The following is a 22,416-nucleotide window of genomic DNA, read 5'->3' on the forward strand; positions in this document are numbered from 1 at the left end:
AACCGATCAAAAGCTTTGGCGTGATTATCCCAAGACTGAGAGGACCTCTCCTTTTAAAAGTGCCTTTCCGCCAGTGGGCACAACAAGTGGTGCGTTGCAGATGTTACAGTGTACGGTGATGCTTGCCCTCTCAAAAACTGCCTGTTCGTTACCACATTCGGGGCATTTTACTTTGATGAAGTTGCTTCTGGGTTTAGGGATCATTTCCATTCTACGCTTCTTCAAACCAGAGACACCTCTACTTCAATTCAGCTTTCCTTAAACGGACACCATACCGCTGCAACACATACCCACACTTCTTGCATGCCAGTTTAAGGGTGGTCTTTTTAGTGGTTTTTGCAGTCCTCTTCAGCTCAGGGAACTTCTGTCCACCATACCCGTGCTTATCCCTTTCATGGTGCCTAGCACCAGCCGCTAGAGCTCGGTCTTTACCCTTCTTATACAGCGAAACACCGTGTTCAGTGTGGCCTTTGCACTTCGGGCAGTAAGTGTTTAAAGTTTTAGGAATTTTCATCGGACATCTATCCTCCTACAGACGCCATGTTTGATGAGCCCTTCCGCATTCGAGGATGGTAGAGAGGCTACATCCTCAGCGTCAAAGGGCCCGTATACCTTCATGTCCCCTCCCACCAGCGCCGGAACTTCCTTAAGGAAGCGTAGTACCCACCTACGCTCTAAGTCTACGCTTGGCTTCTCGGTTACTACACCGTGGAGAGTAGCTTCTAACATAGCCCTAGCCATATTTGTGGCGTTCTTGACATGTTGATAGAGCCTCTCCTCTTCCATTGTTAACGCAGCTTCGTCTATGTTTTTACTCTCCAGAGAGATGTTCATTTTTCTCAGCCTAAGCTCTATCAGCTCTCTTAGTAGGTGAGCTGATCTCTCATCCTCCAGCCGTAGCAGGGAGGCTTCAAGAGATTCATCATCTGGACTTATTTTTTCTCTCAGCCGCTTCCTATACACACCGACATTCACATAAAAATCTTTAGGTAAAGGTTGAAGTTCCTTCTCACTACTCTCCCGCAGCCAGGACTCATATAATGCTGCATACATGGGCCCTCTCACTCAACAAGGTAAGGGAAACCAATAAATCTTCTCATAGAGGGGATGCCTTGTTCCTACAGATAAGGAAGATGGCAACTGCGGAGGGTAACACTGCTTCTTCATCTAGAAATGGCCCATAGGAGTGCCCACCGAGTCTTATCTTTGGGGCTTTATAGACCTTGACTAGTATATCACCTTCAGTAAAGGCTATAGCGTCTCTCAATGGTTCGAAGGCTGCGAGTTTATGAATTGGCATTGCGATAACCTTCAGACCTGTCTTTCCATGTAGCGTAGTGGGTAGACGGATGAGGCGGTGGATATCTGTTGTCACCACTGTGTCTACTGAAGCTGCCATGAATGTTAAGGCTTTACTCAAGATTCTCTCCAATGTCTTCGGTCCCGCAAATTCCCTGAGAGACGCCCACACACCCCCTCTCTCCCAAGCTTCGATTATACGCCCTCTATTGTTTTCGATCATTTTAGCTAGGCGACCATCAACCCCTGCCTCCTTCAACTCTTGGGGAGTTTTCAACGCTAAAGTGTAGATTGCACGGGCAAGGCGCCCTCCCCAACCGATGTCAGCTGGAGAGGGCCCTATCAGAGGGCGTTCACTCATCGTGACGCCGTGATACACCGGATTCAAACCTGTCGCCGTGACATAATCGACGACTTCCTTCCTCTCGATGGAACTCATACTCTTAACGGTGTCACTCTCTACGTGAAGGTGGTACCCTCTATGCCCAGAGAAGACCGCAAACATCTCTCTATCGCTTATACCGAAGTCTTCTTCGAGTATACAGATTAGCTTTAGCAATTCTTGTTTAGTGGCTTCGAGACATTTATCGCAGATCCACATATCCGCTTTAAGTCTCTCACCACCACATTCGGGGCACCTCGTTGGAGGTCTACCTCTGCCGAACCTGCCACATACGGTGCATCGCCACTCATCATGCTCCGCTTTGCATGTTGTAGGAAGATGGTCGCAGTCGACATCGAAGATTAGATCAGCCCCCATCCAATTCTTCTCTCCCATGGTTTCAGCATCAGGCTTTTGGTAGTAGGCTGAGGAGTAGTATGCATCTGAGGGAACGAGAACCTTTATGAAGTCTCTCAACTGGCCTATTGTTTTGAAGCTCTTATGTCGAACCGGCTTTTTATTGAATGTAAAAAATCCGAACTCCCTCCTCTCCATATCTGAGGGAGCATCAATCTCGTCGATGCTCCCCCAATAGTACTCCCGGAATTTACTCTGGATGAACCAGAGGTTCGACCGGTCTTCTGCCGTCTCCACTGTCATATTTGGAATCTACAACCTACGATATAGGCTTAAGAGTATCAAAGTTGGAAGGATGCTTGCTGGAGGGCTGGCGAGAACATCACTCCTTATGTCTTTTGGCGCCTTTTTCTAGTTCCCTAAGCTTTATTGCGTAAAAAGTTAGGGGGCTTCTAACTTTGAAGCAGCCCCCCGTAACCTCTTTACAGAGGTTGTGGGTACGCATTTTACCACAGCTTAAAGGTTTATAACTGGTGCGGCTTCTGGTCATGCCAGCGATGTGTTGAACTTGATACCGTGTCATCTTCTCATCGAAGTCCGTTGCCATCGAATATAGTTTTACCAAATCCTCAACACCCATACCAATTTTGAGTAGGAACGCTGTCAAGGTGAATCTACCCATGTGTGATAGATCTTTGCCTGTCAGCAACTCCCTGTAAAGGGAGGACATACAGGGTGGAAAGGCTTCAACATTTAGACTACCCGAGATTTCAACTGAAGGCGCTTGCTTGACATTCTCTTTAAAAAACGAACTAACCTCCCCTATGGCTCTCTCTAAGTATTCAGGCAACTTCGCCGACATTGCCGCCTCGAGTTTATTCTCGATGTGCCGTCTAATCTCCTCTTCCATCAGCCTAGATGCCTCCTTTAGTGTAACGTACACCTCACCACTATCCAACCGCCTGTTAACCAGTTTCCACCGATCCTCATTGAACCTTGAGGCATTTCTAAGATAGTCTGTGAACCAAAGTTTGACCTCACTGGGCCGATCCGGGTTGGTTAAGTTGACCTCCCACCCAAAGCTTTCTGCTACCTTGAGAAACACCTCGCAAGGCTCGCTTTCTAGATGCGCAGAGGCTTTCTTCGCTTCAGCCAAAGCGTAGCGTCTGCGTAGGTAGGGGTCCCCTACCTTTCCAGCGATCAACACCGCTAGGGGGAAGGATAGGATCTCTATCTCGTCGCTGACATCTTCGGATTCTGTGATTCTACCCAAGACAGCTTGTCGGACCCTGGAGACAGCTCTCCTTAGAATAGGCTCGTAGTCTCCATCCGCCAATTCTTCGAGTTTTATTCCAAAATCCCCAACGTAATCATATCCATCCCTCGTGAAAGGATACTTGGCGATATACGATGAGAGGCGGTCCAACTTGTTCAACATGAAACTTCCTAAAGAGGGACATTACTCCAGTCGTGGGGCTAGGTAGTAGGTTAGCTTACCTTTTAGGGGTAGCTCAAAGTCTAACCTGACTGGTTTATCGGTTGAGAACTCTACTGTGACTATCTTGGACGTGGAAGTCCCAGCCCTAATAATGTCCTGAAGGAATGAAACACCATATAGAGCCTTAACCTCAGTCTGCACACCGAACTCGAGAACTGCCTCATTCGACTTCTCAAACTCCACAACAATATTCCCAGTCTCGCTTAGGCCAGTCATTGTAAACCTGTCGGGGTTAGCCTCAAATCTTACCTGCTCACTGACCCCACCGATGTCGGAGATGGCGTCATTGAGACAGTCGGCGTCCATCTTAATCTTGGCGTCGAAAGACAGTTTAGGGACCGGTATATCTGAGGTTGCCGGTTGGAGTAGAGGCAATGAGAAGCGGCGGACATATTTCCCACGAAGCTTCATAGACAGATGCCCCCTCTCAGGGTCATGGGTTAACTCTAATGTCTCCCCACTCTCTACTCTCCGCATCAATTTTAACACGTCGCCAACATCTATGCAGAGTTTCGGTCTCACAGGCTCGTCGCAAACATACTCTTGAAAGGTTTGGGCTGGTAGCTCAAAGTCAACCATTGCAACGTGTGAGGGATCCATAGCACGGAGGGATATCCCCTCCGGTTTTATGTCGAATGTTGCTTCCTCCACCAAAGTGGCGATGGCTGACATATAATTCTTCCAAGTCTTGGCATCCGAGACGACTATTTTAAACATGACTACTCATCCCCTCATCTACCTATGAGATGTAAAATCACTAATAAATTAATAAGCCACTCGCCGCTCAGTATCCAGTAACTGTAACTCTGTAAGGTGGAAAAGTGAAGCTCTTCCACACAGCAACGGATGAGGAAGTAAAGGCGGGAGAGACTACTGACGTATATTTCATCAGAACTAGAGAAATCCTCAAAGCAAAAGGGCTCAGCGGGGTTAGAGTTGTAGCTGAAGTTACTTCAGGTGAGCTGCCAGCTGGGTGGCCATGGGCAATTCTCTGCGGTATCGAAGAGGTAGCCCACCTTTTTGAGGGATTCCCAGTAGACGTATATGCCCCTCCTGAGGGGAGCGTCATCTATCCCACGGATCACTACGGTGTGAAAGTGCCTCATCTGGTGGTTGAAGGCGCATACGGAGATTTCTGCCACCTAGAGACCCCGATGCTTGGATTCTTATGCCAAGCCTCTGGAGCCGCAACGATGGCCGCCAGAATCAGGAAGATAGTTGGCGACAAACTGCTAATCTCCTTTGGGATCAGGAGGATGCACCCTGCACTATGCCCGATGATAGACAGGGCTGCATACATCGGAGGTTTTGACGGGGCGTCTAGTCTTGCTGGGGCGAAGATCATAGGCAGGACACCGACGGGGACCATGCCTCATGCCCTCATAATAGCCTTCGGTGACCAAGTTGAGGCTTGGAAGGCTTTCGACGAGATTGTAGACCCTAAAGTTCCCCGTGTAGCGTTAGTGGATACCTACTATGACGAGAAGACTGAGGCTGTAATGGCGGCTGATGCTCTTGGGAGCAGACTTTATGGTGTGAGGCTGGATACCCCGAAGACTAGGAGAGGCAACTTTGCCGACATAATCCGGGAGGTAAGATGGGAACTTGATATCCGAGGCTACAAGAATGTTAAGATAATAGTTTCAGGTGGCATCGATGACAAGAACATAAAGCCATTATGTGATGCGGGAGCTGACGGCTTCGGGGTAGGAACCTCCATAAGTGGGGCGCCAACAATAGACTTTGCATTCGACATCGTTGAGAGAGAAGGCAAACCCGCGGCGAAACGCGGTAAACTCGGGGGCAAGAAGGAAGTTTGGAGGTGCCCCAACTGCCTTAGGGACATAGTGTGCTGGGCTGGCGTGCAACAGCCTAGATGCCCATGCTGCCTATCCGAGATGGAGCCATTATTGAAACCCCTAATAAAAGGCGGGAGGATCGTCGGCGAACTACCCAAGCCAGACGAGATAAGGAGTTTCGTACTCGACCAATTGCGGCGGGTCAATCTGTGAATCTTGGCGCTGATACGCAATTCCGAGGAGAAAAGATACTAAACTTCAGGCTTAACCAACTATTTTTCAAGAGTACTCACGCCACGTCTCACCACAGCGTGTACACCTGAAGAACTGTGTGGAAGATTCGTCGGCGCCCCTAGTTTGAACGAGCCATACGTAAGCTAACATGTTACCACATTTAGGGCACTCAGCTTTTTCCGTAGGCAGAGTCTTCAACTTGGCCTCTTTCTCACTTACGATTACTATGGGTTCTTTCGCCTCTACGGAAGACCGATCAACCTTGGCCACAACTGGTAAAGTGCTCTTTTTGGTTGCTTTATATCCGCAATTTGGACATTTCAACGAAACCTTATCGGTGACAGCCATAGTTAACCGCATTCCGCATTTTGGGCAAAATTCCATCCTCGCAGACCCCAAAGCTGATGAAACAGCCACGATTGAATTTAAACGTTTTGTATGCTAAGCTGAGGTTACCACTAAATTGAAAGTCAAAGTTCGCTTCTGCCACTATTTGAGGGTTTATCGAACTTAGGCGTACTAGTTTGCAAGAAAAATTACAAGCGTCCACAGCGGATATTGTAAATAAACTCTTCAAACTGTTTTTCAGTTTTAAGAAACTCTCAACCAAGATCTAGGCATGAAGAGTATTAGTACCGGAATTATCTCCAGCCGGCCAGCCCACATCTCAAAAATTAGGATAGCCTTGGGTATGGGAGGCAGCGCATTAAGAGGGAGGAAGTTTGGGCCTATATTACTCTGTGCAGATAGAACCGCTGAGAATGAGCTGAAGGGGTCGAGATCGCACGCTGTCATGCATAAACAGCCCACCGTAAGAAGTAATGTGTAAATTGCAAAAAAGCCGGCTACACGGAGAGCGTCCTCCTCATGTAGCAGGCTGCTGCCTATCCTTATGGGCGTTACGACACCAAGTGGCAACTTTAACTTCAGGAGGAGGTGATGTCCCAGCTTTGCCAGGATAATTAACCGCATAACCTTGATAGCCCCGCTAGTAGACCCTACACAACCACCAATAAGCATCAAAAATAGGAGTAACACCTGAGAGAACGGGGGAAATATCTCTATGTTTGCGGTTGTATAGCCTGTACTCGTGATGATTGAGACTGCCTGGAATATTGCGACCCTCAACGCGCCGAAGAAGTCGGTGAAGCCGTGGGCTATCAGGTCAAGACTGATCAGAGAGAAACTGGCCGCCAAAATCGAGAGAAAAACAAGAACCTCTTTATTATCTATAAGCGCCTTGGGCCCTACCCTGAAGACTCTTAAGTGGACTAGAAAGCTTATGGCGCCGATGATCATGAATAGAACTAATACCGCTTCCGCAGCAGGGTTGTTGAGGGCTCCTATGCTCAGATTATGCGTCGAGAAGCCACCTGTCGCTAAAGCTGTGAGAGAGTGATTGATGGCGTCGAATGGTTCGATGCCTACAAGCATTAGCGAAGAGGCACATGCCACCGTGTAAAAGAGGTATATCTGCCAGATCCGCGTGACCGTCGCCCTCGTGGAAGCAGCCAATCGCTCCTCCCTAGACTCTGCTGCATACAACCTCCAAACACCTACGCCTAATCCTTCCGGAGTTAAGAAGAGTATGAATAAAACTAGGACGCCAACACCGCCGATCCACTGTGTGAAAGACCTCCAGAAAAGGAGGCTACGAGGTAAACCCTCAACATCGCGAATTAAAGTCATACCGGTAGTTGTGAATCCTGACATTGCTTCAAAGTAGGCGTCAAGAGGAGACAGCCCACCAATTGTTATGTATGGAATAGCTCCAACCCCTGCAACCACAAGCCACACTAAGGCGGCGATTGCCATAGCCTCCGGCGTGGAAACTTCTTGTAAAGGCAACTTTCTCCTCAAGAAGAAACCGAGTGTGGTAAGGGCCGCAGCTAAGCCTAAAAAATGAGAGAAAGAGTGCTCCGAATAGATTAAGCCGACTAGTGCTGGTGGTAAGAACATCAGACCAAGAATCATAATGATACTGGCAAGGTGACCTACTATGTTCTTCACTGCGACCACGCACCAAACTAGCAGCCTATAGGCGTAGTTACTGTCTTTCCAGCAAGCGACGCCCGCAATTAGTGACACCTGAATTATGAAGACCGCCTTCAATTATAAAAAGCAATACAAAAATGGATGAGCTCAGATTGCTCTTAACGAGCTTGTTTAAAGGGGCTACAATGCTGCCACTGCGGCAGCGCGATCAACAACCCGTCACAGATTCTAGTGAGGCACATTAAATCGACCAGCTTATTAACAGTAGTTTGCATGAGCTAAAGTCGATGACGGCTATCAGCGGCAACCTAAAGCTGTTAGGAGACATGAGATTTGAGATACGCAATAAACTGGTTTACTGATCTGAAATGTCTAAAGGGCAATTGGCTAATTACATACAGTGGAAATGTACATTTCTCTCTATATAGGGGCCGATACCCATCCGAGCACTAGTATTGCGTACGCCTTAGTGATGTAAACTGACCGTCCTTAAACGTCGCTCCGCTTGTGAGGCAACTTTGAACTCTTTCGTCTCTGGCGCCTCTGGCGTCCTCTAAATTGAGGGATTAATGGGCATGTAAAAAAACGCTTTAAAGGGATGATTTTTTCACAGTTTTTGAAAGTAATCCTTATATGAGCCCCTATACTCATAGATGTTTGCGTAACAAACTTTACGCTGCCCGTGGCCTCTCATGCGGCGGCGTCAAGTGGACGTTGAAGACGAAAGTCTGAGGATGAAACACTTTGACCTCCGGCCGCGGGAACATCATGAAGACCTGAAGAAGCCCTCTAGGGCTTTAGGTCCGATGTGGGTTTGCTACACTACCGCCAATCCCAGCCAACTTGTGGCTATGCTCTCCAATCGTCAACACCGGTTGATCCTGCCGGACCTCACTGCTATCGGGTTGAGACTAAGCCATGCGAGTCGTGCGCTCCTAGGCTATGGGAGGAGCGCGGCATACGGCTCAGTATAACATGACTAACTTACCCTAAGGACGGGGATAACCCCGGGAAACTGGGGCTAATACCCGATAGGCGAGGATGCCTGGAAGGGCGCCTCGCCCAATGGGTGGAGGGACCATGCCTCTCTTCACCGCCTTAGGATAGGGTCATGTCCGATCAGGCTGTTGGTGAGGTAACGGCTCACCAAACCTATAACCGGTACGGGCCGTGAGAGCGGTAGCCCGGAGATGGACACTGAGACAAGGGTCCAGGCCCTACGGGGCGCAGCAGGCGCGAAACCTCCGCAATGCGCGAAAGCGTGACGGGGTCAACCCGAGTGTCACCTGCTGAAGGTGACTTTTCCCCAGTCTACAAAGCTGGGGGAATAAGGGGAGGGCAAGACTGGTGTCAGCCGCCGCGGTAATACCAGCTCCCCGAGTGGTGAGGACGATTATTGGGCCTAAAGCGTCCGTAGCCGGCTTGGTAAGTTTCCCGTTAAATCCGACGATCTAATCGCCGGGCTGCGGGAAATACTGCCAAGCTAGGAGGCGGGAGAGGCCAGCAGTACTTCCGGGGTAGGGGTGAAATCCTATAATCCTGGAAGGACTACCAGTGGCGAAGGCGGCTGGCCAGAACGCGCTCGACGGTGAGGGACGAAAGCTGGGGGAGCGAACCGGATTAGATACCCGGGTAGTCCCAGCCGTAAACGATGCGGGCTAAGTGTCGGGACGGCCATAGAGCCGTTCCGGTGCTGCAGGGAAGCCGTTAAGCCCGCCGCCTGGGGAGTACGGCCGCAAGGTTGAAACTTAAAGGAATTGGCGGGGGAGCACCACAAGGGGTGAAGCTTGCGGTTTAATTGGAGTCAACGCCGGGAACCTTACCGGGGGTGACAGCGGGATGAAGGCCAGGTTAAAGGTCTTGCCAGACTAGCTGAGAGGAGGTGCATGGCCGTCGCCAGTTCGTGCCGTGAGGTATCCCGTTAAGTCGGGCAACGAACGAGACCCACACCTCTAGTTGCCAGCGGGTAAAGCCGGGCACTCTAGAGGGACTGCCGCCGATAAGGCGGAGGAAGGAGTGGGCCACGGCAGGTCAGTATGCCCCGAATCCCCCGGGCCACACGCGAGCTGCAATGGCAGGGACAATGGGTTTCGACTCCGAAAGGAGGAGGTAATCCCTAAACCCTGCCTCAGTTGGGATCGAGGGCTGCAACCCGTCCTCGTGAACATGGAATCCCTAGTAATCGCGTGTCATCAGCGCGCGGTGAATACGTCCCTGCTCCTTGCACACACCGCCCGTCGCTCCAACCGAGTTGAGTTCAGATGAGGCACGGTCTCGTTGGCCGTGTCGAATCTGAGCTCAGCAAGGGGGGAGAAGTCGTAACAAGGTGGCCGTAGGGGAACCTGCGGCCGGATCACCTCCTAAGAAAACGACCACAATGGCTGGGGCGAAAGTAGTGGCAAACCCACAAGAGCAATAGATGCGATTCCGGAGCGAAAGCTTCGGGATTAAGGGCAGAGTGGACCTTTAACGGGTTCGCGGTGAATGCCGTGCAGAGTTGCACAAACTGGGTGTGGCTTCAAAGGATAGGCCCGACATGAGACGCTGTCTGGTGGATAACTAGGCTCAGGCGCCGAAGAAGGGCGTGGCTAGCTGCGATAAGCCTCGGGTAGACGTATGCAGTCTTAGAGCCGAGGATTCCCGAATGGGTATCCTACCGTGGCAGCGATGCCATGGTGCTCCCATAAGGGAGCGGGAACCCCCCGAAAGGAAGCATCTCAGTAGGGGGAGGAAAAGAAACCAATAGGGATTCCCTAAGTAGCGGCGAGCGAAAGGGGAGAAGCTCAAACCGAACGCTGTGGAGTGATCTACAGCGGATGTGGGGTTTTGGGGTCAACCGCCACTTCCCAAGCCAAGCCGAAGTGGCCTGGAAAGGCCTGCCATAGAGGGTGATAGCCCCGTAAGCATAAGTTTGGGGAGTGTTGGGTTGGCTACCTGAGTAGCACGCCTCGGTTTTGGCGTGTGAAGTTGGGAGTCACTAACTTCCAAAGCTAAATACGTCCTGAGACCGATAGCGCACTAGTACGGTGACGGAAAGTTGAAAAGAGCCCCGAGAGGGGTGTTAAAAGAGTTTGAAACCAGACAGTTACAGACGTATGCGGCCTGAAAGGGCAGATCCCAGCCAAAGGAAACCGTGGCAACATGGGAGTACGAGGCTGGGGGACCAAGGTCGCATGTTCCGTCTAGAAACACGGGCCGGGGAGTTCACAGCTGTGGCGAGCCTAAGGTGTTAACACTGGAGGCGCAGGGAAACCGACATGCCCGCAGCAGACTTCAGTCTGTGAGGGGCGGGATTTGAAAGAGTCCGGAGTCACGGCTGTGAGACTAGAAGCCGGGCGATCTAGCCCTGGGCAGGGTGAAGCCGGGCGAAAGCCTGGTGGAGGCCCGAAAGGGTGCTGACGTGCAATTCGCTCCTTTGACCTGGGGCTAGGGGCTAAAGACCAATCTAGCCCGGACGATAGCTAGTTCCCCCCGAAGTGGATCGCAGCCCAGTCCCTCCGGAGGCTGTTGAGGGGGTAGAGTGCTGATTGGGAAGTAAGGGGTCGAAAGATCCCTCTTTCCTTTCAAACTCCGAATCTCTCAACGTCGTAGATGGAGGGAAACGGGTTCCAGGGGGTAAGCCCCTGGACCGAGAGGGGAGCAACCCAGACTAAGGTTAAGGCCCCCAAGTGCCAGTTAAGTGTCAAACTAAAGGGTGTTCTTGGCCGGAGACAGTGGGGAGGTAGGCTCAGAAGCAGCCATCCTTTAAAGAGTGCGTAACAGCTCACCCACCGAGGTCAAGAGCCCCGAAAATGGACGGGGCTAAACTGGCCGCCGATACCTTAGGGCGCGGCCTTCGAGCCGCGATCTGGTAGGGGGGCGTCCCGGTGGGGTAGAAGCTGAGCCGTGAGGTTCAGTGGACCCGTCGGGAGTGCAGATCCCGGTGGTAGTAACAGCCAAGAGGGGTGAGAATCCCCTCCGCCGAAAGGGCCAGGGTTCCCCGGCAATACGTCGTTAGCCGGGGGTAAGCCGATCCTAAGGCCAGCCTTAACCGAGCTGGTCGAAAGGGAAACCGGTTAACATTCCGGTGCCCACAAGGTACCAGCGGCAACGCAGGCTCGGAGCCTGACACTTCCAGGTAGGGGGAGCGGAGTCGTCGCTCTGTTTAACTACACGAGGGCCGCGGAATGTCGTAATGACTAGAAGCGGTCCGAGTTAGGAATAGCCGCCCGTTTTAGGGCGGTTCCCCTGATCCCGGGAGTCCGTGAAAAGGGTTCCGAGACATGGGATCCTTGTGGATCGTACCTAGAACCGACACTGGTGCCCCTAGGTGAGAAGCCTAAGGCGTGTCGGGCATACTCCGTGGCGAGGGAACTCGGCAAACTAGTCCCGTAACTTCGGGAGAAGGGATGCCTGTGGTTTGGGCTTAGGCCTGAACTGCAGGTCGCAGTGACAAGGGGGTCCTGACTGTTTACTAAAAACATAGGGAGCCGCAAGCCCGAAAGGGTGTGTACGGCTCTTGAATCCTGGCCAGTGGCGGTACCTTAAACTTGGTTTCAACCGAGCTAAGGGCCGCTAAACGCCGGGAGTAACTCTGACTCTCTTAAGGTAGCCAAATGCCTTGTCGGGTAAGTTCCGACGTGCACGAATGGATCAACGAGGGCCCCGCTGTCCCCGCCCGGAACCCGGTGAAGCCACATAACTTGGACGAACAGTCCAGGATCTCCCAGCGGGGAGAGAAGACCCCGTGGAGCTTTACTGCAGCCTGTCGCTGGGGTATGGTCGCGGATGCAGAGTGTAGGCGGGAGCCTTTGAGTCAACTCCTCCGGGAGTTGAGGAGGCGACAATGGAACACCGCCCTTTCGTGACTATGCTCCTAACCAGAGCCCTGGGCTCTGAGACAACGGCAGGTGGGCAGTTTGGCTGGGGCGGCACTCCCTTGAAAAGATATCAAGGGAGCCCAAAGCTCGGCTCAGCTGGAACAGAAATCCAGCGTAGAGGGCAAAGCCAAAAGCCGGGCTGACTGGATTCTCAAAAGCAAGGAATCCAGGAGCGAAAGCTGGGCTTAGCGATCCTTCATGTCCCCATTAGTGGGGGCTGGAGGTGACAGAAAAGTTACCCCGGGGATAACAGGCTCGTCGCGGGCGAGAGTCCCCATCGACCCCGCGGTTTGGTACCTCGATGTCGGCTCTTCCCATCCTGGCAATGTAGCAGTTGCCAAGGGTGGGGCTGCTCGCCCATTAAAGGGGAACGTGAGCTGGGTTTAGACCGTCGTGAGACAGGTCGGACTCTACCTGCTGGGAGTGCTGGTCGCTTGAGGGGAAGGCGCCCTGAGTACGAGAGGAACGGGGCGTCGCAGCCTACAGTTTACCGGTTGTCCGACAGGGCAAATGCCGGGCAGCCGCGCTGTCGGAGATAAGAGCTGAAGGCATCTAAGCTCGAAGCTCCTCCCGAAAATAAGCGGCCACTTTACGGCATCACTTAACCTGGTGACAGGTTAAGGCCGTAAACGAGGGCTGGGGTAGAAGACCCCGTTGATGGAGCGGATGTGTACGCACCGAGACTTCGGTCGAGGTGTTTAGCATGCCGCCCCCAATAGCCCAAGGTGTCGGGCTGATATTTGAGGCTGCGCCCAGGTGAAATGACTCTGCACGGTGTTCTCTAATTTTTTTCCCTAGTGTTTTAAAGGCTTAGCCTATGTCCTAAAAAAGATGTTTCAGACTCTTTACTCTTACAGGTCGTTTTATCCGTTAGCCGATTGCGTAAGGTATAAACAACTCGGCATGTTTTTTTGTCTTTGGCTGTTCACCTCTGTAAGCCGTCAAGCACTGAAGGTATCCGGGTGGTGAGAGAGATCTCAAGCGTGAGTACTAAGGGGAGAGCGCTGGTTAAAGAGATAATCTTAGAGGACTTCATGTCCTATGAGTATGCGAGAATACCCTTAAAGCCAGGTCTTAACATGATCTGCGGCCCTAATGGGTCAGGTAAGTCCTCGATTTTGCTGGCTTTGGCGGTGGCCTTAGGCCAGGCGTACACGGAGCGTTCGAGGAGGCTTAGCGACCTCATCAGGCGCGGGAAGGATCTAGCCAGGGCGACTATCCTTCTAGACAATACACCCATTGGAAGCAGCAGACCGATCAAGAGTTACGATTCCGACCTTGTTAGGATCTCCAGATACCTTAGGAGAGATGGCGTATACTGGTATGAAGCTGAGTATAGGAATGTAACCAAAGCCGAGATAGTCAGGCTCCTATCAGATCTAGGAATAAACCCTGACAACATGTTAATCATCATGCACCAAAACATGGTAGAAGAATTCAGCGTGCTCAACCCTCCTCAAAGATTGAAGATGGTGGAGGACGCCATCGGATTCCAACCTTACCGGGAGAGAATACTTGAAGCCTACAACCAGCTTACTAATCTTCTTAGCGAGGAGGAATCTCTAGCCAACCTGATAAACAATGCTGAACAGACCCTCAACTATTGGAGGGGTGAGTATGAAAAATTCCTCCGCAGAAATGAACTCCTCGAGAGGAGGAGAGAACTCGAAAGCGAACAAGCATGGGCTGAGGTGATTAGAGTTGAGAAAGCACTCAAAGCTCTTAGAGAGAACGCCGAGAGAAGTGAGAATAGGTTAAAGCAGATCACCCTAGAGCTCAACGAGGCGAAATCCAGAGTTGAGGAAAATAGATCCTACCTCAACAACCTCTGTTTCGAACAGAAAAAAGCTTTCCTCACACTTCTGGAGCGGGAGAAAGAGAAAACTGGCAACGAAACTGCACTAACCATAGTGAAAGATCAAATCTCAAGGCTGGAAGAATGCCGAACCCTGTTAGAAAAAACAGCAAAAGAGCTACAGCGTAAATTTAAAGAGGAGAATGTTGATGTGGAAATGGCAATTCGCTCTCTTAAAGACGGTGCAGAGGTTCTCTCTAGCTATAGCCACTCTCTGAGAGACTATCTGAAAACAGTCGAGCAGAAGATCCCCAACCTAGAGAGCGCAATAGCTGAAGCCCAGTCGAGGATAGGTCTAATAGAGGAAGAGAACATTTCAATTCAGGAGAAGTTTGTCGAGGCTAAAGTGGACGAGGTGGTGAAGACTTTTAGAAAGGAGCTCCTTGAAGAGGAGGTAGCTAAGGTCACTAAAGAGATCAAATCCACAGCAGAGGAGTTAGAGAACCTAACAGCACTTGCGGAGAAAATATCCCCAAGGGTAGAGACCGAAAGAAGCCCTGCTGAGATCGCTGACGAGATCAAAATGACGCTAGCCAAGCTAGCCTCTATCGGTGAGGTCTCTGAAGATTCTGAGAAAGCTTACAGAAACTATCTGCGCCTCTACGAAGAGTTGAAAGGGAAGATTGAGGTAGTCTCGGAGAACCGCCGAAAAGCCCTAGAGGAGGTCGAAGTCAGGAAGCAGACATGGAGGCGAATCATCCAGAACTTCATCGAAAAAGTAGACTTGGCATATCAGGAGATACTCTCCAAAATAGGCGCCAGCGGCGGCGTCAGACTTGTAAACTTGGACGACATAGAGAGTGCAGGTTTGGAGTTAGTTGTAGGCTTCAGGGGCGCAGCCCCCACCATTTTGGATGCTTACACACAGAGTGGAGGAGAAAGAACTACCGCCATCATGGCATTCCTCCTAGCTTTGCAACAACATGTCCGCTCGCCAATAAGGGCCGTAGACGAGTTCGAGACACATATGGATCCACGGAATCGGGAGATAATCTCAAAACTGATACTCTCCTCTGTTAAGAGCCAGATGGATTTTCAATACATTATAATTACACCTGGGCAGATACTCACCCCAGATCCGGATGTTCACGTGATCACCGTCCAAAATATCCAAGGAAGATCCGAGGTGAGAGTTGGTGGCACAGTCGCCGACTAGCTCTCGGGATGACGGATTAGAATTACTCCGGAGAATTATCTCTCTCTGCGAAGACGCACAGCGTCGAAGGTTCAACCCTTTCGAGGTAGAGGTCAAGGAGGCTCTTGAAAAAATTCGCCGATACCTCCCACGTTGGAGAACCTTCGAGGAGTTCTGCTTGGATAGCGAGGCTGTTAATGGCCTCTCAAAGGTGATAAGGCTTCAGGGTGACTGGATAAAATATAGGGCTTCTCCAGTCTATGTGGACTCAGACCTGGTGAAGTTTAAGATCAAAGTCTTAACCACCGAGCAGTTAGCGGGATTGTTCCTCGAGGCTTGGCGTCCCATCCTAACTATAGAACAGATATCCACCACGAAGTTGAGAGAGGCGCTGGAATACTGGAATCTACTCCCACTTCTTGAGGATAAGTCCCTGAAGCTTAGAGAACCCCAACCTGCCTCTTCTGAGCCTTTAAAGGTGGACGAACTACTTCGCCTAGGACTACTCCCAAGCAAAGAATTTAATGATATATTGATGGCTATGTGGCAGGAGCTGAAGGAAAAGGCTGGGGGTGACGGTAGGATTTCGTACTGGGATTTCATCTGTGCTGAAACCTATGACGAGACATTAGCCCGAGCCTATATGACTAGCTTTCTCGTCACCTACGGCTACGCCAACTTGGAGGTTAACCCCTTAGAGGACTCCATACTCATAATTCCTTATGAGAGACAGAAGACACCTGAGCCTGGGCAACCATCCGTATCGGTTACTATCCCGGTAAACTATGAAGTGTGGAGGCGTTGGAAGTTGGGAGGTGAAAGACGCCAAGTTGGGTGAAGAAGATGTTACCTATGCTAGAAAGGTGAAGAGAGCTGCTCAGCTCCTCCTCTTCCAGAGGCACAGAAAGCCAGGTATGAAGGGGTGGGAGCTAAAGAAGAACCTGGGGCGAGACTATATGAAGATTATAGAGCTTCTCAACCTCCAATTGGAGAGGCTAGGGCTTCGTGTTAAGACTGTGTATGAAGAGCCTTCAACACCGGCTAGTCCGAGCGATGAACAGCTGGAAAGGGCACGATTCTTTGTTACATTGGACGAACCCATGACTACTGGTGATATGTCTTCAAGTGGTCTGAGGATAGATGATATAGCTGTCCTCTCGGTGGCGATAGCCTATATAATCTCCAAGCAGGGGAAGGCGTTGAGGAGAGAGGTTAAGGAGCTCCTAACGGATAAGATACCGGAGTGGAGGGTTGACCTTAATCTTGACAGGTTCATAAAGAGAGGCTACCTCTTCGAGGATGAGGAGGGCCTCCTCCACCTCGACTGGAGAACTAGGGCTGAGGTTGACCTCAACGCCCTAACTGAACTAATGCTGGCGAAGCAGCCACCTGCCAGAAAAAAGGAAGATGTAGGGGATATAACTGCCTAGACAATTACGCATTACTCTTTAGCTATCATAACCTCGGTGGACTTCACAACCGCCCTCACAGAGTCGCCCACTTTGAGACACAACTCCTCAACGGCTTCCTTGGTGATAACGGCTGTAATGAGTGTTGGAGTTAAGATCTCCACCTCTATCTTAGCTGTTACAGCCCCCACCTCCACCCTCCTCACGACACCTTCTAACTGGTTTCTGGCACTCAATTTCAAACTTACCGCCTCCCAGTATTCTCTATCTCTCAACGCATCTGAGACATACCTCTCGACACGGCGGTACTCGTGAAGCAGAGCAATACCCACCTCTGTAAGCTCAGCCCCACCGCCACCAGCACTGCCGCCTCTTCGCGTCCGTATGATTGGCTGCCCCACCGCCTTCTCTATCTCCGCGAGGCGATCCCACACGTATTTATAGGACATACCTATGCTCTCAGACGCTTTGGTTATAGAGCCAGTTTGTGCTATGGCTTCGAGAATCTCAGCGCCACCCTTACCTATAGCTGGTCTTCCCTCCTGCTCCAACCAGATTTTGAACGCTGGAGCCCATTTACCGCCGGGTTCTTTTGGCATCTTTTCGGGTAGTTTTTAATAGGAAATCATTGATATGATTATTCCTTCGAAATATACAGGTGAACATAACGGTGAGCCACGTTACAAAGAAGCATATCGCCATAACAGTTTTTGTAATCGCATCTGTTTCGGCAACTGGAATCTTACTAAGTTTGAGCGGCTCGAGTGAGAGACCTAAGCTCATAGTGTCCACGACAACAAGCCTCTATGACACCGGGCTCCTCGACGCCCTCGAGGACGATTTCGAAGACAGATATCGGATAGATGTATACTTTATTCCTGCCGGAACTGGTCTCGCTATAACACATGCAAGAAGAGGGGACTCTGACATGATACTTGTTCACGCTCCATCTCAGGAGCTTGAATTCATTGAAAGTGGCTACGGTGTTTGTAGGAAGATATTTGCCTATAACTTCTTCGCGATAGTTGGGCCACCTGAGGACCCTGCATCTATCTCGGGGCTCTCGACGCCCGAAGCGTTAGTAAAGATTTTTGAGGCTGGTAGGACTGATATTGCCCAATGGGTTTCTAGGGGAGATGGATCTGGCACACACCTCAAGGAGGAAGAACTCTGGGCTGCTGCAGGTTACAATATCACCACTCTCAGGGATGAGAGGTGGTACCACGAGTCGGGCACAGGGATGGGGGATACCCTCCGCATCGCTAACGAAATGGGAGCGTACACGCTCACCGACATGGGCACATATTTAAAGTACAAGCGGGACGGGTTGATTGGGCTGGTGGTTTTGGTTGGGCAAGATAAAGAACTTCTCAACGCATATAGCGCCATCGCGGTTAGTCCGGATGTGAACCCTGAAGTTAACTTTGAGGGCGCCCTCACTTTCATACGATACCTAACATCAGACGATGGGCAAGAGGTGATTGCCAACTATGGTCTGGAAGAATATGGAAAGCCCCTCTTTCAACCAGCTGTAAAATTACTAAAAGAGAGAACTGACCCTACGTTAGCTGAGTGGGTTGAGCGATATGCCTGCTTCAATGGAACGGAATGCCCGTGCCAATGCTGCCGCAGTTATCCTGAGCTATACTTGAAGAGCGCCATTCTAAGTTAAAGATGAACTCAGATATACTTGAAGGCGTCTCCAAGGCTTGGGAGCTCATCGCTGCTGGAGATGCAACACTTATCGAGATCACTTTGAGATCTATCTACGTCTCAACCTCTGCAACATTGTTAGCGGCGGCGTGGGGGCTCCCCATCGCAGCAGCCACCGCGATGAGAGATTTCTGGGGTAAACGTGCCTTAACCAGCCTGTTTAACGCCTTGCTGGGTTTACCGACTGTGGCGTTAGGGCTTGTCCTTTATCTAGCCTTCTCTCGGTCAGGGCCCCTAGGGTCTCTGGAGCTGCTCTATACTCCCACTTGCATAATTATAGGTCAAGCTTTACTGGTGACTCCCATCATGGTAAGTTTCACTATTAGCGCATTGGGTATGGTTGGCCGAGAGGTAAGGGATCTTGCCAGGACCCTCGGCGCCTCGGAGGGTAAAGCTTCTCTGGCTGTCTTGAGGGAAGCAGTGAGTGAGGTCACGTTGGCGGTGATTGCGTGCTTCAATAGGGCGATAGCTGAACTTGGCATAGCCCTCATGGTGGGTGGAAATATTCGAGGTCTTACGAGGGTCTTGACGACTACAATTGCTTTGGAGACAACCCGCGGGGAGATTGCACTCAGCATAGCCCTAACTCTGATACTCTTGCTCATAGTATTCGCCTTAAGCATTACAGTCAACCTAATTCGGAGGTCTTGACTGGTGATTCAAGCCTTCCTCAAAAACGTCGTTAAACTTTATGGTGCAAACCCAGCGTTGGATGGTGTAACTCTCGAGGTGCGGAGGGGAGAGATCATGACGTTGATGGGGGCTAATGGGGCTGGAAAAACTACTCTACTAAGGATCTTGGCCGCCCTCGAAATTCCAACCCGAGGGGAGGTCTACTATAAGGGCGTAAGGCTGGACGAAGGCAATATAGGCCGCCTGAGAGGGCAGGCTACAATGGTATTCCAACAGGCGGTCATGTTCAGCACAACAGTCTATAGGAATATCGCATACGGGTTGAGGCTTAGGGGCCTCCCTAGAGGTGAGGTGGATAGGAAGGTGAGAGATGCCATGAGGTTGATGGGGTTAGAAGGCTATGGTGATAGGCCAGCGAAGAAGCTTTCGAGTGGGGAACAGCAGAGGGTCGCCTTAGCTAGGGCTCTTGTACTAGAGCCGGAGATCCTAGCGTTGGACGAGCCTACGGCAAACTTGGATGCCAAAAACGCCGCCGTGATCGAGGAGGTGATCAAAACAAATAAAAAAACCTGTGCAACAGTTCTGGCAACTCATAATCTCTTCCAAGCTAAGCGGCTCTCCGACAGGATCGCCTACCTGGCGGGTGGCAAGATCATCGAGGAGGGCACGGTCGATGAGGTAATAGAGAGACCGAGGGAAGAAGCGACAAGGAAGTTCATAAGAGGCGAGACGGCCTTTTAGTTATAGGGCTTCATGGACAGGTCGCCGCTTCTTTTGGAGCCTTGGAGTTGTTACTGGTTTTCCTTTCCTAGGAGCTTCTTGCATAGAGGTATGGCGCCTACTGCGTCCTCACTGTAGCCATTGGCGCCAACTTCCTCTGCGTACTCTCTAGTGACGGCAGACCCGCCCACGATGACCTTCACATCGTCCTTCAAGCCGGCAGACTCAACCTCCTTGATGGTTTCGCGTATGCTCTTTAGGGAGGAAGTCAAGAGGGCTGATAGCCCCAAAATTTCGGCTTTCGTCTCTTTCACTTTCTCAACGAACTTCTTGGGTGGGACGTCGACCCCTATGTCGTGGACGGTGAAGCCTGCTGACTTGAGCATCGTTGCTACTATGTTTTTTCCTATGTCGTGGACGTCTCCTTCTACGGTGCCGATCACAATGGAGGCTAGGGATCTCACCTTCGAATCTGATTGAAGGAGGGGTTCTATAAGTCTCAAGCCTTTGTTGAAGGTCTCAGCCGCCATTATGAGGTCTGCTAGGAAGTAGTCTCCTGCCTCAAATCGCTCTCCTACAGCCCGCATAGCCTCAGTCATCACCTCAAGAACCTTGATGGGTGCAGCTCCTTTATCGAGTGCGGCTTTCACAGCTGCCTCGACAATTTCGACCTCATGCTCCAGCACCGCTCTCCTCAACTCCTCTAGTTCGCCTTCGAACTCCAACCTGCTTACACCTCCAAGCGTAGGTAAGCTACCTGCGGGTCCATCAGTTCTCATAAATAGGATGCGTTAGGTGTGTTATAAGAAAATCTTAAGTTCAATTACGCCTTTACATCCTGGTAGCCCAGGTAGCTCAGCTTGGGAGAGCGCCCGGCTGAAGACCGGGTTGTCGCAGGTTCAAGTCCTGCCCTGGGCACCATTCAGATTGACACGAGCAAATCTTTAGGTTTCTCTAACTGGGAGGAGAGTTTTACTATTCGCTATGCATGGTTCACGTCTATTATGTGCAAAGCCGCCGCAGTTAGCCTTAAATAGGCTATTAGCTTAGCTCTTTTATGAGTTTAAAAAGATTTTTCTAAAGAGGTAGCTTATGAGTTTAAAACGTACCAAGACTGGTATTAAGGGTTTAGACTCTTATACTGGCGGCTTTACAGAGGGCAGCCTAATTATGCTGTCGGGCGAAGCTGGAACCGGTAAAACAATTTTTTCAGCCGAATTTATATATCGCGGCGCAGAGAACGGTGAGAACGGCGTATATCTCAGCTTCGCTGAGACGCGCGAGGTATTTTATAGTAACATGCGTAGCTTCGGCTGGGATTTTGAGAGGCTGGAAAAGGAGGGTAAATTCAAGTTTTTAGAAACGCCATCAATGCGTGAGGAGGGGGTCTCCTCCATGCTGGAGATGGTTCTAGATGAAGTTCGCAGCTTAGGAGCGAAGAGACTCGCGGTAGACTCGTTCTCTGCATTGGCTCAAGCCTTTAAGGAGCGTATAGACGTCCGCATAGTGCTCCATACGGTTCTAGACAAAATAATCAAGCAAGCAAAGTGTACCACGGTTCTAATCGTCGAAATACCCAAGGGCACAAACCAGTTAGGGCTAGGTATGGAGGAGTTTGTCGCAGACTGCATAATCAAACTTTCGAGGCGAGAGTTTGAGGGACAGCTGCTTAGAGAGTTAGAGTTACTGAAGCTTCGCGGAGCTGAGATCAGACAGTCTAAAATCGCCTTCACCCTCAAAGGCGGATTCAAAATGTTAACCCCTCTGACCTCGGAAGGCGATATAGAAGAGCCCAAGAGGTATAGACCCATTCCCAACACTGAAACTCACATCTCATCGGGCGTTCGAGACTTGGACGAGATTATTGGGGGAGGAGCTAGGATTGGAACCTATAATCTATTTGAGGTTGGTAGAGATGTACCCTTCTCCATAACCCGCCTCGTACGGTCGATGATCTATAACTGCGTCAGCCAAGACTATGGTGTAGTCATCCTTCCGCCGAGAGGAGTAAGTGCACACAGAGTTAAAGCCCGTATGGCACCCATGCTAGGGGATGAAGCTTTCGAGCACTACGTTAGAATAGTTGATTTCGGCGAGGAGGCTAAGGCTCCCTATATTGTGAATTTGGAGGGTAAATCCATCCGTGAAGACTTTGAACTGTTCTGGGGTGCAACCTCCAAGCTTAGAGAAAAGACAGGCAAGCCTGTGTTTTCCGTTGTTGGATTCGACTCTCTTGAGTACATGTATGGCCGAGATGAGGCATTGAAGATCCTCGGCCGAGATGTTACACTTACCAGAAACTTTAACGATGTGAGGCTTAACATCATAAGACCGACTATCACCCTTGCGGATCAACTCAGAGCCCTAGCTGACATCTACTTCAAAGTCGACGAGATCGACGGAGCTATATTTCTACGCGGTGTGAAACCAAAGACGCCTTTATACAGTTTCAATGTGTCAACATGTCAGGGCGTATCTGAGGTGAAACTTATACCGGTGGTATAGCCAACTCGCCAGGTAGAAGTATA

The 22,416-nt window shown here is 50.7% G+C and carries 18 protein-coding genes, 1 tRNA gene and 2 rRNA genes; 11 read left to right on the forward strand and 10 right to left on the reverse strand.

What is annotated here, in order from left to right; genetic code table 11:
- Nucleotides 1-24 precede the first annotated feature (24 nt).
- The 6 genes from QXJ75_04205 to pcn all read right to left on the reverse strand — a co-directional run bounded on the left by QXJ75_04205 (nucleotide 25) and on the right by pcn (nucleotide 4,253).
- Nucleotides 25-225 carry a 30S ribosomal protein S27e gene (locus QXJ75_04205; protein MEM3737273.1) on the reverse strand — a complete coding sequence of 67 codons (201 nt, stop codon included), beginning with the start codon at nucleotides 223-225 and terminating at the stop codon, nucleotides 25-27.
- 13 nt (nucleotides 226-238) lie between these two features.
- Nucleotides 239-514, reverse strand: coding sequence for a 50S ribosomal protein L44e (locus tag QXJ75_04210; protein MEM3737274.1), 276 nt, complete (start codon nucleotides 512-514; stop codon nucleotides 239-241).
- Nucleotides 511-1,053, reverse strand: coding sequence for a hypothetical protein (locus QXJ75_04215; protein ID MEM3737275.1), 543 nt, complete (start codon nucleotides 1,051-1,053; stop codon nucleotides 511-513). The genes QXJ75_04210 and QXJ75_04215 overlap by 4 nt, the downstream gene beginning before the upstream one ends.
- A gap of 43 nt (nucleotides 1,054-1,096) precedes the next feature.
- The gene (locus tag QXJ75_04220) at nucleotides 1,097-2,341 is read right to left on the reverse strand and encodes a DNA primase small subunit PriS (GenBank protein MEM3737276.1); all 1,245 of its coding nucleotides are present in this window, start codon (nucleotides 2,339-2,341) and stop codon (nucleotides 1,097-1,099) included.
- Between the two features lie 79 nt (nucleotides 2,342-2,420).
- On the reverse strand, nucleotides 2,421-3,476 hold the full coding sequence (locus tag QXJ75_04225; GenBank protein ID MEM3737277.1) for a DNA primase large subunit PriL: 1,056 nt from the start codon (nucleotides 3,474-3,476) through the stop codon (nucleotides 2,421-2,423).
- 21 nt (nucleotides 3,477-3,497) lie between these two features.
- Nucleotides 3,498-4,253 carry a proliferating cell nuclear antigen (pcna) gene (gene pcn / locus QXJ75_04230; protein ID MEM3737278.1) on the reverse strand — a complete coding sequence of 252 codons (756 nt, stop codon included), beginning with the start codon at nucleotides 4,251-4,253 and terminating at the stop codon, nucleotides 3,498-3,500.
- Between the two features lie 104 nt (nucleotides 4,254-4,357).
- On the opposite strand from pcn, the gene QXJ75_04235 reads away from it, so the two are divergent.
- Complete coding sequence (locus tag QXJ75_04235; GenBank protein MEM3737279.1) at nucleotides 4,358-5,548, forward strand: nicotinate phosphoribosyltransferase; 1,191 nt, start codon at nucleotides 4,358-4,360, stop codon at nucleotides 5,546-5,548.
- 66 nt (nucleotides 5,549-5,614) lie between these two features.
- Here QXJ75_04235 and QXJ75_04240 read toward each other — a convergent pair whose 3' ends face one another.
- Nucleotides 5,615-5,986, reverse strand: coding sequence for a transcription factor S (locus QXJ75_04240; protein MEM3737280.1), 372 nt, complete (start codon nucleotides 5,984-5,986; stop codon nucleotides 5,615-5,617).
- Between the two features lie 174 nt (nucleotides 5,987-6,160).
- Complete coding sequence (locus QXJ75_04245; GenBank protein ID MEM3737281.1) at nucleotides 6,161-7,681, reverse strand: TrkH family potassium uptake protein; 1,521 nt, start codon at nucleotides 7,679-7,681, stop codon at nucleotides 6,161-6,163.
- A 751-nt stretch (nucleotides 7,682-8,432) separates the two neighbouring features.
- Here QXJ75_04245 and QXJ75_04250 point away from each other — a divergent pair.
- The 5 genes from QXJ75_04250 to QXJ75_04270 all read left to right on the forward strand — a co-directional run bounded on the left by QXJ75_04250 (nucleotide 8,433) and on the right by QXJ75_04270 (nucleotide 16,843).
- A 16S ribosomal RNA gene (locus tag QXJ75_04250) occupies nucleotides 8,433-9,926 on the forward strand.
- A gap of 165 nt (nucleotides 9,927-10,091) precedes the next feature.
- Nucleotides 10,092-13,159 (forward strand): 23S ribosomal RNA (locus tag QXJ75_04255).
- The 16S and 23S rRNA genes sit together here, the layout of an rRNA operon.
- A gap of 175 nt (nucleotides 13,160-13,334) precedes the next feature.
- Nucleotides 13,335-15,434 (forward strand): hypothetical protein, encoded by a 2,100-nt coding sequence (locus tag QXJ75_04260; protein MEM3737282.1) that lies wholly within the window; start codon nucleotides 13,335-13,337, stop codon nucleotides 15,432-15,434.
- Entirely contained in the window at nucleotides 15,415-16,251 is an 837-nt protein-coding gene (locus QXJ75_04265; protein MEM3737283.1) for a hypothetical protein, read from the forward strand. The genes QXJ75_04260 and QXJ75_04265 overlap by 20 nt, the downstream gene beginning before the upstream one ends.
- The gene (locus QXJ75_04270; protein ID MEM3737284.1) at nucleotides 16,244-16,843 is read left to right on the forward strand and encodes a hypothetical protein; all 600 of its coding nucleotides are present in this window, start codon (nucleotides 16,244-16,246) and stop codon (nucleotides 16,841-16,843) included. Before QXJ75_04265 ends, QXJ75_04270 begins: the two co-directional genes overlap by 8 nt.
- An 11-nt stretch (nucleotides 16,844-16,854) precedes the next feature.
- Here QXJ75_04270 and QXJ75_04275 read toward each other — a convergent pair whose 3' ends face one another.
- Nucleotides 16,855-17,421: a LysR family transcriptional regulator gene (locus tag QXJ75_04275; GenBank protein MEM3737285.1), complete on the reverse strand. Its 567-nt coding sequence runs from the start codon at nucleotides 17,419-17,421 to the stop codon at nucleotides 16,855-16,857.
- A gap of 71 nt (nucleotides 17,422-17,492) precedes the next feature.
- Here QXJ75_04275 and QXJ75_04280 point away from each other — a divergent pair, with 71 nt between their 5' ends.
- From QXJ75_04280 to QXJ75_04290, 3 genes are read left to right on the forward strand one after another with little or no spacing between them, the layout of a single operon-like run.
- Entirely contained in the window at nucleotides 17,493-18,494 is a 1,002-nt protein-coding gene (locus tag QXJ75_04280; protein MEM3737286.1) for a substrate-binding domain-containing protein, read from the forward strand.
- A 2-nt stretch (nucleotides 18,495-18,496) separates the two neighbouring features.
- A complete protein-coding gene (locus QXJ75_04285; protein MEM3737287.1) occupies nucleotides 18,497-19,186 on the forward strand; it encodes an ABC transporter permease in 690 nt (229 codons plus the stop codon).
- A gap of 3 nt (nucleotides 19,187-19,189) precedes the next feature.
- The gene (locus tag QXJ75_04290) at nucleotides 19,190-19,909 is read left to right on the forward strand and encodes a phosphate ABC transporter ATP-binding protein (GenBank protein MEM3737288.1); all 720 of its coding nucleotides are present in this window, start codon (nucleotides 19,190-19,192) and stop codon (nucleotides 19,907-19,909) included.
- A 50-nt stretch (nucleotides 19,910-19,959) separates the two neighbouring features.
- On the opposite strand, the gene QXJ75_04295 is transcribed toward QXJ75_04290, so the two are convergent.
- Nucleotides 19,960-20,667, reverse strand: a complete 708-nt coding sequence (locus QXJ75_04295) for a corrinoid protein (protein MEM3737289.1) — start codon at nucleotides 20,665-20,667, stop codon at nucleotides 19,960-19,962.
- Between the two features lie 65 nt (nucleotides 20,668-20,732).
- On the opposite strand from QXJ75_04295, the gene QXJ75_04300 reads away from it, so the two are divergent.
- Both QXJ75_04300 and QXJ75_04305 read left to right on the forward strand, forming a co-directional pair.
- Nucleotides 20,733-20,809, forward strand: a tRNA-Phe gene (locus QXJ75_04300).
- 171 nt (nucleotides 20,810-20,980) lie between these two features.
- Nucleotides 20,981-22,393, forward strand: coding sequence for an ATPase domain-containing protein (locus QXJ75_04305; GenBank protein MEM3737290.1), 1,413 nt, complete (start codon nucleotides 20,981-20,983; stop codon nucleotides 22,391-22,393).
- Nucleotides 22,394-22,416 lie beyond the last annotated feature (23 nt).

Source organism: Candidatus Bathyarchaeia archaeon, from assembly GCA_038883335.1.
GTDB lineage: Archaea > Thermoproteota > Bathyarchaeia > Hecatellales > Hecatellaceae > JAVZMI01.

What these genes read in the sequence shown, in the direction of transcription:
- QXJ75_04225 (MEM3737277.1), bottom strand. Translation starts at nt 3,476, where the DNA reads ATGTTGAACAAGTTGGACCGCCTCTCATCGTATATCGCCAAGTATCCT.
- QXJ75_04215 (MEM3737275.1), bottom strand. Translation starts at nt 1,053, where the DNA reads ATGTATGCAGCATTATATGAGTCCTGGCTGCGGGAGAGTAGTGAGAAG.
- QXJ75_04210 (MEM3737274.1), bottom strand. Translation starts at nt 514, where the DNA reads ATGAAAATTCCTAAAACTTTAAACACTTACTGCCCGAAGTGCAAAGGC.
- QXJ75_04220 (MEM3737276.1), bottom strand. Translation starts at nt 2,341, where the DNA reads ATGACAGTGGAGACGGCAGAAGACCGGTCGAACCTCTGGTTCATCCAG.
- QXJ75_04285 (MEM3737287.1), top strand. Translation starts at nt 18,497, where the DNA reads ATGAACTCAGATATACTTGAAGGCGTCTCCAAGGCTTGGGAGCTCATC.
- pcn (MEM3737278.1), bottom strand. Translation starts at nt 4,253, where the DNA reads ATGTTTAAAATAGTCGTCTCGGATGCCAAGACTTGGAAGAATTATATG.
- QXJ75_04305 (MEM3737290.1), top strand. Translation starts at nt 20,981, where the DNA reads ATGAGTTTAAAACGTACCAAGACTGGTATTAAGGGTTTAGACTCTTAT.
- QXJ75_04295 (MEM3737289.1), bottom strand. Translation starts at nt 20,667, where the DNA reads ATGAGAACTGATGGACCCGCAGGTAGCTTACCTACGCTTGGAGGTGTA.
- QXJ75_04275 (MEM3737285.1), bottom strand. Translation starts at nt 17,421, where the DNA reads ATGCCAAAAGAACCCGGCGGTAAATGGGCTCCAGCGTTCAAAATCTGG.